The organism is Caballeronia sp. LZ062 (assembly GCF_031450785.1).
Taxonomy (GTDB): domain Bacteria; phylum Pseudomonadota; class Gammaproteobacteria; order Burkholderiales; family Burkholderiaceae; genus Caballeronia.
The window spans coordinates 403143-417656 of sequence record NZ_JARTWB010000001.1; the positions used below are offsets into that span (position 1 = coordinate 403143).

A 14514-nucleotide genomic window follows, 5' to 3' on the forward strand; every position below is an offset into this window, starting at 1 on the left:
ACTCCTTCAACAACACAGCTAGAGGAATCTGCTAAATGCCGATCATCAACAGCCAAGTCAAGCCGTTCAAGGCTACCGCTTATCACAACGGCGATTTCGTGACCATTACCGACGAAAACCTGAAGGGCAAGTGGTCCGTGTTCGTGTTCTATCCGGCCGACTTCACGTTCGTCTGCCCGACGGAACTCGGCGATCTGGCTGATCGTTACGAAGAATTCAAGAAGCTGGGCGTCGAAATCTACGGCGTCTCGACCGACACGCACTTCACGCACAAGGCATGGCACGACACGTCGGAAACCATCGCCAAGATTCAGTATCCGATGATCGGCGACCCGACGCTCGCGATCTCGCGCAACTTTGACGTGCTGATCGAAGAAGAAGGCCTGGCGCTGCGCGGCACGTTCGTGATCAACCCGGAAGGCGAGATCAAGCTGTGCGAAATCCACGACAACGGCATCGGCCGTGACGCCGGCGAACTGCTGCGCAAGGTGCAGGCTGCTCAGTACGTCGCAGCGCACCCGGGCGAAGTCTGCCCCGCCAAGTGGACGCCGGGCGCTGAAACCCTGACGCCGTCGCTGGACCTCATCGGCAAGATCTAAGCCTCGTTTCGACGAGCGCATCACGGACCTTGCCGCTGAATCGGCGGCAGGTCAAAGCTCCAAAACACGCTTTCGATGCGGCGCTTCGTGCGCCGTGCCGGAGCGTGTCCGCAACATCCCAAGAACAACGCCACGGAACGGACAACGCCATGCTGGACGCCAACCTCAAGAATCAGTTGAAAGCCTATCTGGAAAAGGTCACCCGGCCCATCGAGCTCGTCGCCTTCCTCGACGACAGCGAGAAGTCGCGTGAGCTGAAAGGCCTGCTCGACGAAATCGCATCGCTGTCGACGCGCATCAGCGTCGTCGAGAAAGATGATGCCTCCGCGCGTCGTCCGTCGTTCACCATCGGCGAGCCGGGCAAGGCCTCGGGCATCCAGTTCGCGGGCATTCCGATGGGTCACGAATTCACGTCGCTCGTGCTGGCGCTGCTGCAAACCGGCGGCCATCCGATCAAGCTGGATGACGCGACCATCGAACAGATTCGCAACCTCGACGGCGACTACCGCTTCGAGACGTATTTCTCGCTGTCGTGCCAGAACTGCCCGGAAGTCGTCCAGGCGCTGAACGTGATGGCGATCATCAATCCGCGCATCAAGCACGTCGCCATCGACGGCGCGCTGTTCCAGAAGGAAGTGGAAGAGCGTCAGGTGATGGCCGTGCCGACCATGTTCCTCAACGGCGAGACGTTCGGCCAGGGCCGCAGCGGCGTGAAGGAAATCCTCGCGAAGCTGGATACCGGTTCGGCTGCGCGCGCCGCAAAGGAACTGGAAAAGAAACCGGTGTTCGACGTGCTGATCGTCGGCGGCGGCCCGGCTGGGGCGGCTGCCGCAATCTACGCAGCGCGTAAGGGCATCGCCACGGGCGTCGTCGCCGAGCGGTTCGGCGGTCAGGTGCTCGACACCATGGCGATCGAGAACTTCGTCTCCGTGCAGGAAACGGAAGGACCGAAGTTCGCCACGGCGCTCGAACAGCACGTGAAGAGCTATGAAGTCGACGTGATGGACGTGCAACGTGCCGAGAAGCTCGTGCCGGGCCGCATCCACGAAGTGCAACTGGCGAGCGGCGCGGTGCTGAAGGCGAAGACCATCGTGCTCGCGACCGGCGCGCGCTGGCGCGAAATCAACGTGCCCGGCGAGCGTGAATATCGCGGACGCGGCGTGGCGTACTGCCCGCACTGCGACGGCCCGCTCTTCAAGGGCAAGCGCGTTGCCGTGATCGGCGGCGGCAATTCGGGCGTCGAGGCGGCGATCGATCTGGCCGGCGTGGTGGCGGCGGTGACGTTGATCGAATTCGGCGCGGAACTGCGCGCTGACGCAGTGCTGCAGAAGAAACTGCGCAGCCTGCCGAACGTGACCATCGTGACGAGCGCGCAGACCACTGAAATCACCGGCGACGGCAAGAAGGTCAACGGCCTGAACTACACGGACCGCGCGACAGGCGTGAGCCATCGCGTGGAACTGGAAGGCGTGTTCGTGCAGATCGGTCTCGTGCCGAACACCGAGTGGCTGAAGGGCACGGTCGAGTTGTCGAAGCACGGCGAGATCGTCGTCGACGCGAAGGGCGCGACCTCTGTTCCGGGCGTGTTCGCCGCCGGCGACGTGACCACGGTGCCGTTCAAGCAGATCGTGATTGCGGTGGGCGAAGGCGCGAAGGCATCGCTCGGCGCGTTCGATCACCTGATCCGCGCATCGGTGGAAGACGAAGCGCAGGCCGAGGAAGCGGTCGCAGCGTAAGCACGAAGGCCGGACAAAAAGGCGAACGGAGCGATCCGTTCGCCTTTTTTCATTTGCAGAAGCTCACTCCGCGCTCGCGCTCTTCGGCGTAAGAACCAGCGGAAACGTGACTTCGAACACGCTGCCCTGTCCCTTCGACGAGTGAAAGCGCAACTCGCCGCCAAGCGTGCGCGACAGTTCCTTCACGATGGCGAGGCCGAGCCCCGCGCCGGGAATGTCGTCGGCGGCGGCGCGCTCGAACTCTTCGAAGACGCGCTCCTGATCCGCTTCGCTGATGCCCACGCCCGTGTCCGCCACGCGCAAGCGCCAGCGGTCATCCGGCGCCGCGGTGATCGACAGCACGATCTCGCCGGACGTCGTGTATTTGACCGCGTTCGACAGCAGGTTCAGCGCGACCTGCTTGACCTTCAGCCGGTTCGAAACCACTGCGTCCAGCGTCGTGTCCAGATGCCCGACGAGCTTGAGCCCTTTCGCCTCGGTCGCGACGCGGCTCGACTGCATCAGCTCGTCGAAAAGGCCGATAAGATCGAAACGCTCGACCGTCAGCATCGAATCGTCACTTAGCAGCTTCGAATACTCGACCATCTCGTCGACGAGCGTCGCCATGTCCACCACTTGCCGGTTCGCGAGGCCGAGCGCCGTATCGCGTTTGGTCGGCGAGCGCGCCGCCAGTTGCAGCGCGGTCGAGAACACGTTCAGGAAGTTGCGCAGGTCATGCGCGACGCGGCGCGTGACCTGCATACGCGATTCGTAGAGATCGCTGATGAGTTGCTGACGCAGCGTCAGTTCGTAGTTCGCGCGTTCCAGCATGCCGGTGTATTCGTCGATCTTGCGGTCGCGCTCGCTCACCGCCTCGCGAACCGACGCGAGCGTGACGAGGCTCACCACATCGTCCGTCATGAGGCGCGCGTACTCCTCGTCGGCGCGGCTCAGGTCTTCATGCGAAGCCGCATACTCGCCGATTGCCGACAGCAGAACTTGCCTGAAGAGATCCAGTTCGCGCACCAGTTCGTCGATGCGATAGCCCTGCTGCCAGCGCCATTGACCATGCTGGCGGGCGTCCTGCTCCAGTGCGCCTTCCTGTCCGCCCAGATTGCGCGTTTCGAGCACGGTGCAGATTTCATCCAGAATACTCGGCAGATGATCCGCGAGCTGGCGATACGTGAGCTGATCAGAATGCTCGACTTCGTGGTCGCCGAACACGAGCTTCATCCATCGTTCGGTCAGCGCCGTCTGCTCACTTCGCAGCGCGGCGACGAGACCGTTCATGCCGTCGGCAGGAATGTCGCACATAGGCGATTCTCCAATTTTGTGTGCGCCGGAGACGGCGCTAAGGGACCGGCCGTCGGACCGGAATAGCGACGCCTTGCGACGCTTTGCGACATTTCGCGGATACAGCGGCAGTATAGGCCGGCGCAAACACATTCAGCGCAAGTCCGACCGATCTCTTCAGGCACTAGGGGTAAATCTTTACCTGCCACGGGTCTTCCACGCTTGCCCGACGCTGGTCCACGCGGCAACATTGCGCCGTTTCCGGCCAACACGGGAACCGCAGGAGCGAACATGACTGCATCAGCCAACTGGCAGGCGCATCAATACAGCCTGTTCGAAGCAGAGCGCACGCGCCCTGTGCGCGACCTTCTTCACGCAGCGGTGGATCTGGGTTCCGGCCCCGGCAATTCGACCGAGACGCTTCTCGCGTATGCGCCTCATGCGCGCGTCGTCGGCATCGACAGTTCCGCCGACATGATCGACGCGGCGCGCAAACGTCTGCCGCAGGTGCGCTTCGAGCTGGCGGACAATTCGATCTGATTCTCGCGAACGCCTCTCTACAGTGGGTGCCCGATCCGAGACGCTGCTGCCGCGCCTCGCCGACATGCTCGTGCACAACGGAAGGCTCGCGATCCAGATGCCGGACAACCACGACGAGCCCTCTCACCGGCTCATGCGCGACGTGGCGGCCAATGGACCGTGGCGGAGCGGCTCGGCGGCACGGAACGCACGCTTTGGCACGATGCGCAGTGGCATTACGCGCGGCTCATGCCGTATTGCGAGCGCGTCGATGTAATGCGCACGACTTATCACCATCCGCTCCCGGGCGGCGTCGACGCGGTGACCGAATGTTTTGAGGGCAGCGCGCTGCGGCCCATGCTCGGGAAGCTCTCAGCGCACGAGCAGACCGCGTTTCTCGACCGATCCCGCGAATCGCTGAAATCGCCTAGACGGTGCTCGCCGACGGTGCCGTGCTGCTGCCGTTCCCGCGCCTCTCATCGTCGCGACTCGCTGAGGCCGCGCGCTACTGCGGCCGGCCGTTGTCTCGCAACATCTGCACGAACTGACGCGCCGCCGGCGAAAGCGCGCCGCCCTTGCGCGTGACGACGCCATATGTCTGCGATTTCAGCTTCATGCGGATCGGCAGCACGCGCAGCATACCGTGACGCTCGAACACGCGGGCGACGCTTGCCGGCAGAATCGACACGAGGTCCGGGCTTTCCTGAAGCAGCGTCACGGTGACAAAGGGCGATGCCGTCGAAATGGGGTTAGCGGGCATCGGCAGGCCGGCGAGATCGAGTTCGCGTTCGAGCAGCGCGCTCATCGGCAGATAGCTCGGGTACGTCACCCAACGGCGGTTTTCCAAATCCCCTAGCGCGACCTCGCGCGCCTGCCCGTCGCCGTGCGCGCGGCCGGCCACGATGCAAAGCGGCTCGTCGGTCAGCGGCTGATAGTGATATTTGGACGGCTGATCCGACACGCTCGCGCGGCCGATCACCAGATCGACGCGGCCGTCGTCGAGCATCGCAAGCATGTTCGCGCTCGTGTCCTCGACGATCTCGACGGCGAGATCCGGATACTTCGCGTGCATCTCGTTGACCATCGGCGCGACCACGCCCGGCACCGCGCCCATGATCGTTCCGACCGTCAGCCGCCCGCCCGTGCCCGCGCGAATCTGCGCGACTTCCTGACAGAGCGCGGAAAGATCGGCGGCGAGCACACGCGCATAGCGCACCACGCAGCGGCCGAACGGATTCGGAATGAGTCCGCTCTTCGCGCGCTCGAAAAGCGGTGCTTCAAGCATGGATTCGAGCTCGGCGAGCGCCTTGCTCGCGGCGGACTGGGTCATCGCCATGGCGCTCGACGCCTTGTGCAGCGACTTGTGATCGTCGAGTGCAATGAGCAGTTGAAGCTGCTTCATGCGCAGCCGCGACATCAGGACATCGAGGGTGGTCTTCATCGTGCAGAACGAGCGCGGGTGATTCCGAAAAGCGATCAAGCGATGGAAAGCTTTCACTATACAGGCGCGCTCGCCGGGTCGTATAGTCGGCGCAGCACGACGCTCGCTCGAGGAAGCGTCGCGACCCCATACCAAGGAAGGAAGAGACACCATGGAACTCACAGGTAATCTGCTCATCGGCCAACAATCGGTGCGCGGCACCAACGGCACGATCAAGGCCGTCAACGCATCGACGGGCGCGGCCATCGAACCCGGATTCGGCGGCGCGACGCTCGACGATCTCGACCGCGCGTGCGCGCTCGCATGGGCCGCATTCGACGTCTACCGCGAAACCGCGCCGGAAGCGCGCGCGAAGTTTCTGGAAGCCATTGCGCAGAACATTCTCGATATCGGCGACGACCTGATCGAACGCTGCATGATCGAAAGCGGTCTGCCGCGCGGGCGTCTGGAAGGCGAGCGTGGCCGCACGGTCGGCCAGCTGCGCATGTTCGCGGACGTCGTGCGCAACGGCGATTACCTCGGCGTGCGCATCGACCCGCCGCAGCCCGAGCGCAAGCCGATGCCGCGCGTGGACTTGCGTCTGCGTCATATCGGCGTGGGTCCCGTCGCCGTGTTCGGCGCGAGCAATTTCCCGCTGGCGTTCTCGGTCGCCGGCGGCGATACGGCGTCCGCGCTGGCCGCAGGTTGCCCGGTGATTGCGAAGGCGCACTCCGCGCATCCGGGCACGGCGGAACTCGTCGGCCGCGCGGTGCAAAAGGCCGTGAAGGATTGCGGCATGGCTGAAGGCACGTTCTCGCTGCTTTTCGACAGCGGTCGCGACATCGGTCAGGGTCTCGTGAAGGACAACCGCGTGAAGGCGGCCGGTTTCACGGGTTCGCGGGGCGGCGGCACGGCGCTGATGAAGCTCGCCGCCGAGCGCGCCGAGCCGATTCCGGTGTACGCGGAAATGAGCAGCATCAACCCGGTTCTGCTGTTCCCGGCGGCGCTCGCCAATCGCACGGAAGCCATCGCGCGCGGTTTCGTGCAGTCGCTCGTGCTGGGCGCGGGCCAGTTCTGCACGAATCCGGGCCTCGTGCTGGCCGTCGACGGTCCCGACCTCGACACGTTTATCGCAGCGGCATCGGCGGCACTGAAGGAAACCGCCGCGCAGACCATGCTCACGCCGGGCATCCACAAGGCATACGAAGGCGCGGTCGAGAAAATCGCGTCGCACGGCGGCGTCGAGACCGCGGCGCGCGGCCTGCCGGCGCAAGGCGGCAATCAGGGTCAGGCGGCGCTTTTCGTCACGACCGCCGATGCGTTCCAGAAGAACCACGCGTTGCAAGACGAGATTTTCGGCGCGTCGTCGCTCGTGGTGCGCTGCCCGGACCTCGCCACGATGCGCGAACTGATCGAATCGCTCGAAGGGCAGCTCACTGCCGCGCTGCAGATCGACGAAGCCGATTACGCCGACGCGCGCAGCTTCGTTGCTCCGCTCGAACGCCGCACGGGCCGGATTCTGGTCAACGGCTTTGGCACGGGCGTCGAAGTGGGCCATGCCATGGTCCACGGCGGCCCGTATCCGTCCACTGCGGATGGCCGCTCGACGTCCGTCGGCAGTCTCGCGATCAACCGCTTCCTGCGGCCCGTGAGCTATCAAGACCTGCCCGAGGCACTGCTGCCGGACGCGGTCAAGTCGGATAACCCGCTCGGCCTGAACCGCCGTATCGACGGCAAGCTGCAACTCGCAAGCTGATCGTTTCGCCGGAGCGCCCTTCGGGGCGCTCCACGCAGCTTGGCGCGATCGATTCGGAATCCCAAATATATCCAGGGGCGTAGCATACCCCACGCCCGAGCCGATGCAAAAACAACACGGCGCGCGCACCGGAACGTCTTTCGCATCAGCGGGTTAGCGAGCGGCCATCCGTCCTTGTCGGTTATCGGCTAAAGAATGGCGTCTCACCACCGCGGCCTGACGCCCAAAATGTCCCGAATAGTAGAGAAGCGTGGCGCTGTGCGCGCACCGGACGGTGTCGCGGCTGCATCCATCCGCTTTCGCATCCGACGAGGGCCGCGCGCCGCCATTTCACGGCAGCGCAAGACGACATGCACGTGAATTGCGCGTAGCCGACGCTGCCGAGCGGCCCGAGGTAGGTGCGAAACGCGATTGACGTCCGGCGATGGTTGACGCCATAGTCGGATTTCGTCTTCCGCCCGGTGTTATGGCCGGGCGAGGAAATAATACGAAGGATTGCTGCCGCCCAGACGCCGTGGCGTTCGCCGCGCTTAAGTCGGGCGCACGGCGGCCACGTAATCGCATATGTCCTTCGAGGGCTTCAGCATGACCACGCGTTTGTCGTTTCCCGCATCCATGTTCTCGGTCGTCTGCCAACGCTGCGGCAGCACGGTGCGCAAGAACGCCGACAGTTGTCCGAACTGCGGCGCCGATCGCAGCGCGACTTTCGGCCGCAAACGCGGCGGCGCGGCGGCACGGCCTCGCGCCAACATGTTTGAGCAGCAAATGTCGAATCCGCCGTTCGTACCGGCGTCGGCTTCCACTTCCACACCCGTTGACGATGGCGAACCCGGCCTGCGAGACGACTGGTCCGGCGGCTGGGACCCGAAGCGCGCGAGCGAACGCATTGCGCAGAAAGCGGCCGAGCACCGTGCGAAGCGCGTCGAGCAATCGGCGCGCAACGCTTATGCCGATCCGAGCAACGACCCCGACGCCCTGCCCGGCTCCGACAAATGGGGCGGCAAGAAGACGCTCATCGCCGGCGCATGCGCACTGGCGCTCGTGGCGGGCGGCGTCGCCTACATGCGATACGGCGCGGACGACCGCGCGCCTGCCACCGATCTGAGCGCATCCGGCTCCATCGATGCGAAGTTCGGCCCGTTCGGACGCGGCGCGACAGATGCCTCCGGTTCCACCGACGCGACCGACGCGACCTCTTCCGCCGACCAGTCCGCACAGCAAACGCCGAGCGCGCCGAAGGCCAGCGCACTGACGCTCGCCCCCGGCGACGCGCTGCACGGCATGCGCGCGGCGCTGGACCAGCACGATCTCACGCTGGCGCGCGCCCGGATGAAAGCGCTGCCGGCTAATCAGCAAGCGCGCCCCGAATTCGATGCACTGAAAGACGAGCTCGTCAAACGCGAACTGCAGCGCGACGCGGCACTGCAACTCGCGCGCGCCTGCGAACGCACGTCAGCGTGGGCCTGCGTGCAGCAGAACGCGGCCGAGGCGCTGGCACTGGATGGCGGCAACGGCGAGTCGCAGGCCATGCTCGAGCGCGTCATCACGCACGCCGGCTGGCTCGTCGCGACGCCGCAAGGCGCGAAGAAAGCCGCGCCCGCCGTCAACGCAACCGACGACACCAACAGCGGCACGGCGGCAGCCGGCAGCGTCACGCCAGCGCCCGCTCCCGTCGCAAACGCGCCTGCTGCCGCGCCCGCGCAGGCAAACGTTGCATCGGCGCCGCAGGCGGAAAAGACCGACGCGCTGGCCGCGAAGCCCGCGCCCGACAAGCGCAGCGCGCAACGCAACGCGAACGCGGCAGCCGCCGCGGCGGCGGCAGCGGCGGCTCGCCAGGCAGCGCTGGACGACGCCCGCGCAGCAGGCGAATACACGTCGCGTGCGGAGAAGCTCGCGCGTGCGCAAGCCGCGACCAACGCGATGGTCGCGGCCACGATTCTTCAGCCGCCGCCGGGCACCACGACGGCGGCGAAGCCCGCCACGCCGACCGCTCCAGAGTCCGTCGCCGCAGCGCCCTCTGCGCCGAAGCCGGCGACCGCTGCGCCGACGCACGCGGCGGAATCGAATAACGGCATGTACGTCGCGACGAGCCCGCCGAACAGCAACGGCATGTACGTCGCGCCGAGCAGCGCACAGAGCGACATGTACGTGGCCCCGGCCGCCCCGAACGGCATGTACGTCGCGCCGGCCGCGCGGACTGCGCCTGCGCCCACGCAAGCGCCGTCGCCCGCCCCGGCCGCCGCGCCCGCGCAGCGCGCAACGCCCGCCGGCGCCCAGTCGTTCGTGCCGCCCGTCCTGCCGCAGACAGCGTCGGTTCAGCCGCAAGGGGCGCACACGTTGCCGACGGGCTTGCAAAGCGTCCGGCCCGCGAGCATCGAGCGTCCCGCCGTTGCGACCACCACGGCAGTCACGACCGCTCCGAGTCCGCTGCCTACCGCGCCCATCAGCGGCGCTGCCCGCCCGGCGACCGCCTTCGCGGCATCGAACGTGACGGCGCGCATGGACGCCGACAAGACCGACGACGTCGAGCGCGCCATCAAGCAGTACGGCTGGAGCAGCGGCAACCAAACGCCCGCGCCCGCTCGCTGACCGGTTTCGCGGCCTCAGTTTCGCATTACCGCATCACCCGTTTCACGCGACGCCCGCGCGTCGCGTGACTTTCCAAGAACCCGTCCTACTCGACTCAAGGGTCAAACATGGTCTCCAGCCAATTCATGCGGAATGCCGCGCGGGGGGCGCTCGCCCTTTGCGCGCTCATCGGACTCGCCTGCGCGGCGCAATCGGGCTACGCCGCCGATCCCGTGCCTTACAAGATCACCACGGGCCAGGAGCGCGGCACGTATATCCAGATCGGGCAGGACCTGGCGAAGTACGTGGCCGAACCCGCCGGCATGGACCTCGAAGTGCTGCCGTCCAAGGGATCGGCGGAAAACGTGCAACGCATGCGCTACGAGCCGGGCGTGAAGTTCGCGCTGGTTCAGTCCGACGTGTATCAGGCGTATCTCGACATGGCCAACTCCGGCAACGCCGAAGCCGGCCGCATCATCCAGCCGCTGCGGCTCATCATGCCGTTGTATGACGAGGAGATCTATTTCGTCGTGCGCTCGGATTCGCCGCTCAAGAACATCAACGAAATCAAAGGCAAGAACATCAGCGTCGGGCCGATCGGCAGCGGCACGGCGCAATCGGCGGAGACGCTGTACCGGCTGATGTTCGGCGAGCCGATTCCCGACGCCAACGAGCAGCACTACAACAACGAAGACGCGCTCGCGAAGCTGATCGTGCGCAAGATCGACGTCGCGGTGATCGTCGCCGGGCAGCCCGCGAAGCTGTTTCAGGACATGAATCCCGAACTGCTCCAGCAGATCAAGCTGCTGCGTCTCGACCCGGCCGCGCCCGAAACGGCGCGCGCGAAACAGACGTATTTTCCCGCGACCATCCGCACGACGAGCTACCCGAACTGGATTCAGGAAGACACGCCGACGCTCACGGTCAAGGCGTTCCTCGTCACCTACGACTACGGTTTGCGCGGCACGGTCGGCGCGCTGTCGAAGTTCGCGGATTCGCTGTGCACCAACTTCGACACGCTGCAGGCGAGCGGGCATCCGAAATGGAAGCAGGTCCATCTTGAATTGCCGCCGCTCACGCGCGGCTGGAAATACTATCCGCCGATGGAAAAGCACTTGCGCGCGTGCATCGCCAAGCGCGCGGCGGTCGCGCAGTCTCAGGGTTCGGCTGAGACCGTGTCGGCACGCGGCAGCGACGCAGCCGCCCAAAAGAAGAAATCGAGCTGCACCGCGCAGGAGAAACTGCTGCTGCTCTGCGATCAGTAGCGCGCGACGCTACGTTCGAAGCGTCGGTTAAGGTCTGGATGTCGGACACCAGGCGTTCGACGCCGGCGCGTCAGGCGGGCTCGAAGGGCAAATACCGGCGATACGCCGAGATCGAGGTCCATTCCCGCGCCGTCGCGTGCGAGCCGCACCGGCGTTGCGCCTTGCGGCCGCATCCCGGCGCGGATCTCTGGAGCGCGCGGTGACGCGCCCGCGACCGCGCCTCGAGCCGGCGCTCGAGCGCGGCCGCGCCGGAGAACCAGTGGTCGATGGCGCCGCCGAGCGCGGCCAGTATGCCGACGCCCGCTATCCAGCCGGCCGCGATGCTGTCGAACGCGCAGGTGACGCATGCGCCGCCGCACATTGCCGCGACGAAGACGAGCATGACCCACGCGAACGGCGGGCTCTCCTCGTGCTCGGTGCGGCAAGGAGGCTGCGGGCCGTATCCCGCCGCGGCCTGTCTCATGTCGTACGCACTCGCTGATCGGTTCATGCTTCTGCTCTCCAAAGCGCCACACATTTTCGTCTGCACAAATTACGCAGATGGAGAGAACAGCGATATAAGACTTATCCGAACAAAGCGGGCACCTTGTTGCTGCGGTCGAATTGGCTGCTGCCCGGCTACTTTGCGCTAGCGAATTCCTGCATGTCGGCATCGGCCTCACCGGCAAGCGGCACGACGCCCGAAGGCCCCGACGCGCGCGGCTGCAACAGCAACGCGACGAGCCCCGTCCAGCCCGTCTGATGCGACGCGCCGACGCCACGCCCGTTGTCGCCATGGAAGTACTCGTGAAAGAGCACGAGATCGCGCGAGCGCGGGTCCGCCTGCAACAGCGGATACGCCCCCATCACCGGGCGTTCCCCGTTCTTGTCGAGCAGAAAGAGCCGGGTCACGCGGCGCGCGAGTTCGTCGGCGATTTCCGCGAGCGAGAATGTCTGGCCCGAACCTGTCGGATACTCCACGCGGAAATCGTCGCCGTAATAGCGGTGGAATTCGAGAATGGATTCGATCAGCAGATAATTCACCGGCATCCATACCGGCCCGCGCCAGTTCGAGTTGCCGCCGAACACGCGCGACGCCGATTCCGCCGGCTGATACTGCACGCAGAAGCTCTCGCCGTTGTGATAGAAGACGAACGGATTGTCGAGATGCACGCGCGACAGCGCCCGCACGCCGTGGTCGGACAGAAACTCGGACTCGTCCAGCATGCGCTTCAGAAGCGCTTTCATCCGATGCCCGCGCAACAGCGACAACAGCACGCTATTGCCCTGCCCCGCGATATTCCAGCGTGAGACGAGCCGCGACAAATCCAGCCGATGCTCCAGGAACCAGTGCAAGCGCTCGCGCAACTCGGGCAACGCGCGATACACGCTCGGCTCGAGCACATGCACCGCGAAAAGCGGAATCAGCCCGACGATCGACCGCACGCGCATCGGCACGCTTGAGCCGTCCGGCAGGCGCAGCTTGTCGTAGAAAAACTCGTCTTCGCTGTCCCAGAGGCCCGTATCGCAGCCGTCCTCGCAGCTCACGGCTTCCGCGATATACAGGAAGTGCTCGAAGAACTTCACGGCGATATCGACGAACACCGGATTCGCATACGCAAGTTCAAGGGCAATGCGCATGAGATCGAGCGCATAGGCGGCCATCCACGCGGTGCCGTCCGCCTGATCGATATGGCCGCCCGTCGGCAGCGGCGAAGAACGATCGAAGATGCCGACGTTATCGAGCCCGAGAAAGCCGCCCTGAAAGATGTTGTGGCCGTCGGCGTCCTTGCGGTTCACCCACCACGAGAAGTTGAGCAGCAGCTTGTGGAAGACGAGTTCCAGGAAATCGCGATCGCCCTTGCCGGTGATCGCGCGGTCGATCTCGTACACGCGCCACGTCGCCCATGCATGCACGGGCGGATTGGCGTCGCTGAACGCCCACTCGTAGGCCGGCAACTGACCGTTCGGATGCTGATAGCGGTCTTTCACGAGCAGCAGCAACTGCCGCTTCGCGAACGCCGGGTCGATGAGCGCGAACGCCGCCGCATGGAACGCCAGATCCCACGACGCGTACCACGGGTATTCCCACTTGTCCGGCATCGACACGATGTCCGCGTTGCACAGATGCCGCCAGTCCGCATTGCGCCCCGAGCGCCGCTGTTTCGGCGGCTTCGGCTGAAGCGGATCGCCGTCGAGCCAGCGCGTCACGTCGAACTGATAGTACTGTTTCGACCACAACATGCCCGCGAGCGCCTGCCGCTGTACGAGCCGCTGATCCGCACCCTCGATGTCGTGCTGGAGCGCGCCATAGAATTCGTCGGCTTCCGCGATACGGCGCGCGAAGAGCGCGTCGACATCGAGCGGCGTCGCGTCGGGCGCCGATTCGGGACGCCAGCGCAGGAACACGGTGGCCGTCGCGTGCGCGTCGAGCGTGAGATGCGCCCGGGCCGCGGCGCGCGTGCCCGTATCGCGGCGAATGGCGTCTTCGTCGCCCGCCACGATGTAGTCGTTGAAACCGTCCTTGAACGGACCCGCGCCTTCCATGCGAAAGAGGCGCCGCACGTTGGTCTCGTTCTCGCAAAACAGCCATTCGATGCCGTCCGTATCCGGCGACCACGCCGTCACGATCATCGGCTCGTGGCCGTGATGGCCGGCCGCGACCTGCGTGACGCCGCGCGCCGTTTGCAGCGTCAGCGACGGCTTCGTCGGCGTCGGTTTCCACGACCACGTGTTGCGCGCCCAGATTTGCGGCAGCACGTCGAGCGCGGCCGGATACGCGGCGCGATTCTCGATGGTCACGCGCATCACGATATCGTCGGGCGTGTGCTTCGCGTACTCGACCTGCACGTCGAAGTAACGCTCGTCGTCGAATGCGCCGGTATCGAGCACTTCGTACTCGGGCATGTCCGCGCCGCGCCGCGCGTTTTCATCGACGAGATCGGCGTACGGAAACGCCGCGTGCGGATACTTGTACAGCATGCGCATATAGGAATGCGTCGGCGTGCCGTCGAGGTAGAAGTACAGCTCCTTTACGTCCTCGCCGTGATTGCCTTCCTGATTCGTGAGGCCAAAGAGGCGTTCCTTCAGAATCGGATCGCGCCCGTTCCAGAGCGCGAGCGAGACGCACCAGTTGAGCTTGTCGTCGCCGAAGCCCGCGATGCCGTCCTCGCCCCAGCGATACGCCCGGCTGCGTGCGTGATCGTGCGGAAAGTACTCCCATGCGGTGCCGAACTCGCTGTAGTCCTCGCGCACCGTGCCCCACTGACGTTCGCTGAGGTACGGTCCCCAACGCTGCCAGCGCGGACAGTCGCCCGAATGCAGCCGCGATCCTTCCACGGTGTCGATCTGATTGACGGTGCGCGTTTTCGCCATGGGCGTCTCCTCGTGCGGCCTCGTG

10 protein-coding genes and 1 pseudogene are annotated in these 14514 nt (G+C 65.3%); 6 read left to right on the forward strand and 5 right to left on the reverse strand.

The annotated features are described in order from the left end of the window. Positions 1 to 35: 35 nt before the first annotated feature. Entirely contained in the window at positions 36 to 599 is a 564-nt protein-coding gene (ahpC, locus tag P9239_RS02000; RefSeq protein WP_175941980.1) for an alkyl hydroperoxide reductase subunit C, read from the forward strand. Between the two features lie 149 nt (positions 600 to 748). Then, positions 749 to 2335, forward strand: a complete 1587-nt coding sequence (gene ahpF / locus P9239_RS02005) for an alkyl hydroperoxide reductase subunit F (protein ID WP_309748833.1) — start codon at positions 749 to 751, stop codon at positions 2333 to 2335. A gap of 63 nt (positions 2336 to 2398) precedes the next feature. Here the strand turns inward: ahpF and P9239_RS02010 are convergent, their stop codons facing one another. Next, entirely contained in the window at positions 2399 to 3628 is a 1230-nt protein-coding gene (locus P9239_RS02010; RefSeq protein WP_309748834.1) for a sensor histidine kinase, read from the reverse strand. Between the two features lie 270 nt (positions 3629 to 3898). Between P9239_RS02010 and P9239_RS23360 the strand changes: the two are divergent. Further along, positions 3899 to 4622 (forward strand): annotated as a pseudogene (locus tag P9239_RS23360) (methyltransferase). Positions 4623 to 4631: 9 nt separating this feature from the next. Here P9239_RS23360 and P9239_RS02020 read toward each other — a convergent pair. Next, positions 4632 to 5567 (reverse strand): LysR family transcriptional regulator, encoded by a 936-nt coding sequence (locus P9239_RS02020; RefSeq protein WP_309748836.1) that lies wholly within the window; start codon positions 5565 to 5567, stop codon positions 4632 to 4634. A gap of 151 nt (positions 5568 to 5718) precedes the next feature. Here P9239_RS02020 and P9239_RS02025 point away from each other — a divergent pair, with 151 nt between their 5' ends. Continuing rightward, entirely contained in the window at positions 5719 to 7302 is a 1584-nt protein-coding gene (locus P9239_RS02025) for an aldehyde dehydrogenase (NADP(+)) (protein ID WP_309748837.1), read from the forward strand. A 530-nt stretch (positions 7303 to 7832) separates the two neighbouring features. On the opposite strand, the gene P9239_RS02030 is transcribed toward P9239_RS02025, so the two are convergent. Beyond that, complete coding sequence (locus P9239_RS02030; protein ID WP_309748838.1) at positions 7833 to 8054, reverse strand: hypothetical protein; 222 nt, start codon at positions 8052 to 8054, stop codon at positions 7833 to 7835. On the opposite strand from P9239_RS02030, the gene P9239_RS02035 reads away from it, so the two are divergent. Both P9239_RS02035 and P9239_RS02040 read left to right on the forward strand, forming a co-directional pair. Beyond that, positions 8053 to 9891 carry a zinc ribbon domain-containing protein gene (locus tag P9239_RS02035; RefSeq protein WP_309748839.1) on the forward strand — a complete coding sequence of 613 codons (1839 nt, stop codon included), beginning with the start codon at positions 8053 to 8055 and terminating at the stop codon, positions 9889 to 9891. The two genes, P9239_RS02030 and P9239_RS02035, sit on opposite strands and share 2 nt — an antisense overlap. 125 nt (positions 9892 to 10016) lie before the next feature. Next, positions 10017 to 11135, forward strand: coding sequence for a TAXI family TRAP transporter solute-binding subunit (locus P9239_RS02040; protein ID WP_404980184.1), 1119 nt, complete (start codon positions 10017 to 10019; stop codon positions 11133 to 11135). Between the two features lie 70 nt (positions 11136 to 11205). On the opposite strand, the gene P9239_RS02045 is transcribed toward P9239_RS02040, so the two are convergent. Continuing rightward, positions 11206 to 11625, reverse strand: coding sequence for a hypothetical protein (locus tag P9239_RS02045; RefSeq protein ID WP_309748841.1), 420 nt, complete (start codon positions 11623 to 11625; stop codon positions 11206 to 11208). A 128-nt stretch (positions 11626 to 11753) separates the two neighbouring features. Next, the gene (locus P9239_RS02050) at positions 11754 to 14489 is read right to left on the reverse strand and encodes an MGH1-like glycoside hydrolase domain-containing protein (protein WP_309748842.1); all 2736 of its coding nucleotides are present in this window, start codon (positions 14487 to 14489) and stop codon (positions 11754 to 11756) included. Between the last annotated feature and the right edge of the window lie 25 nt (positions 14490 to 14514).

What these genes read in the sequence shown, in the direction of transcription:
- P9239_RS02045 (WP_309748841.1), bottom strand. Translation starts at nt 11,625, where the DNA reads ATGAACCGATCAGCGAGTGCGTACGACATGAGACAGGCCGCGGCGGGA.
- P9239_RS02010 (WP_309748834.1), bottom strand. Translation starts at nt 3,628, where the DNA reads ATGTGCGACATTCCTGCCGACGGCATGAACGGTCTCGTCGCCGCGCTG.
- P9239_RS02040 (WP_404980184.1), top strand. Translation starts at nt 10,017, where the DNA reads ATGCGGAATGCCGCGCGGGGGGCGCTCGCCCTTTGCGCGCTCATCGGA.
- P9239_RS02025 (WP_309748837.1), top strand. Translation starts at nt 5,719, where the DNA reads ATGGAACTCACAGGTAATCTGCTCATCGGCCAACAATCGGTGCGCGGC.
- P9239_RS02035 (WP_309748839.1), top strand. Translation starts at nt 8,053, where the DNA reads ATGTTTGAGCAGCAAATGTCGAATCCGCCGTTCGTACCGGCGTCGGCT.
- ahpF (WP_309748833.1), top strand. Translation starts at nt 749, where the DNA reads ATGCTGGACGCCAACCTCAAGAATCAGTTGAAAGCCTATCTGGAAAAG.
- ahpC (WP_175941980.1), top strand. Translation starts at nt 36, where the DNA reads ATGCCGATCATCAACAGCCAAGTCAAGCCGTTCAAGGCTACCGCTTAT.
- P9239_RS02020 (WP_309748836.1), bottom strand. Translation starts at nt 5,567, where the DNA reads ATGAAGACCACCCTCGATGTCCTGATGTCGCGGCTGCGCATGAAGCAG.
- P9239_RS02050 (WP_309748842.1), bottom strand. Translation starts at nt 14,489, where the DNA reads ATGGCGAAAACGCGCACCGTCAATCAGATCGACACCGTGGAAGGATCG.
- P9239_RS02030 (WP_309748838.1), bottom strand. Translation starts at nt 8,054, where the DNA reads ATGTTGGCGCGAGGCCGTGCCGCCGCGCCGCCGCGTTTGCGGCCGAAA.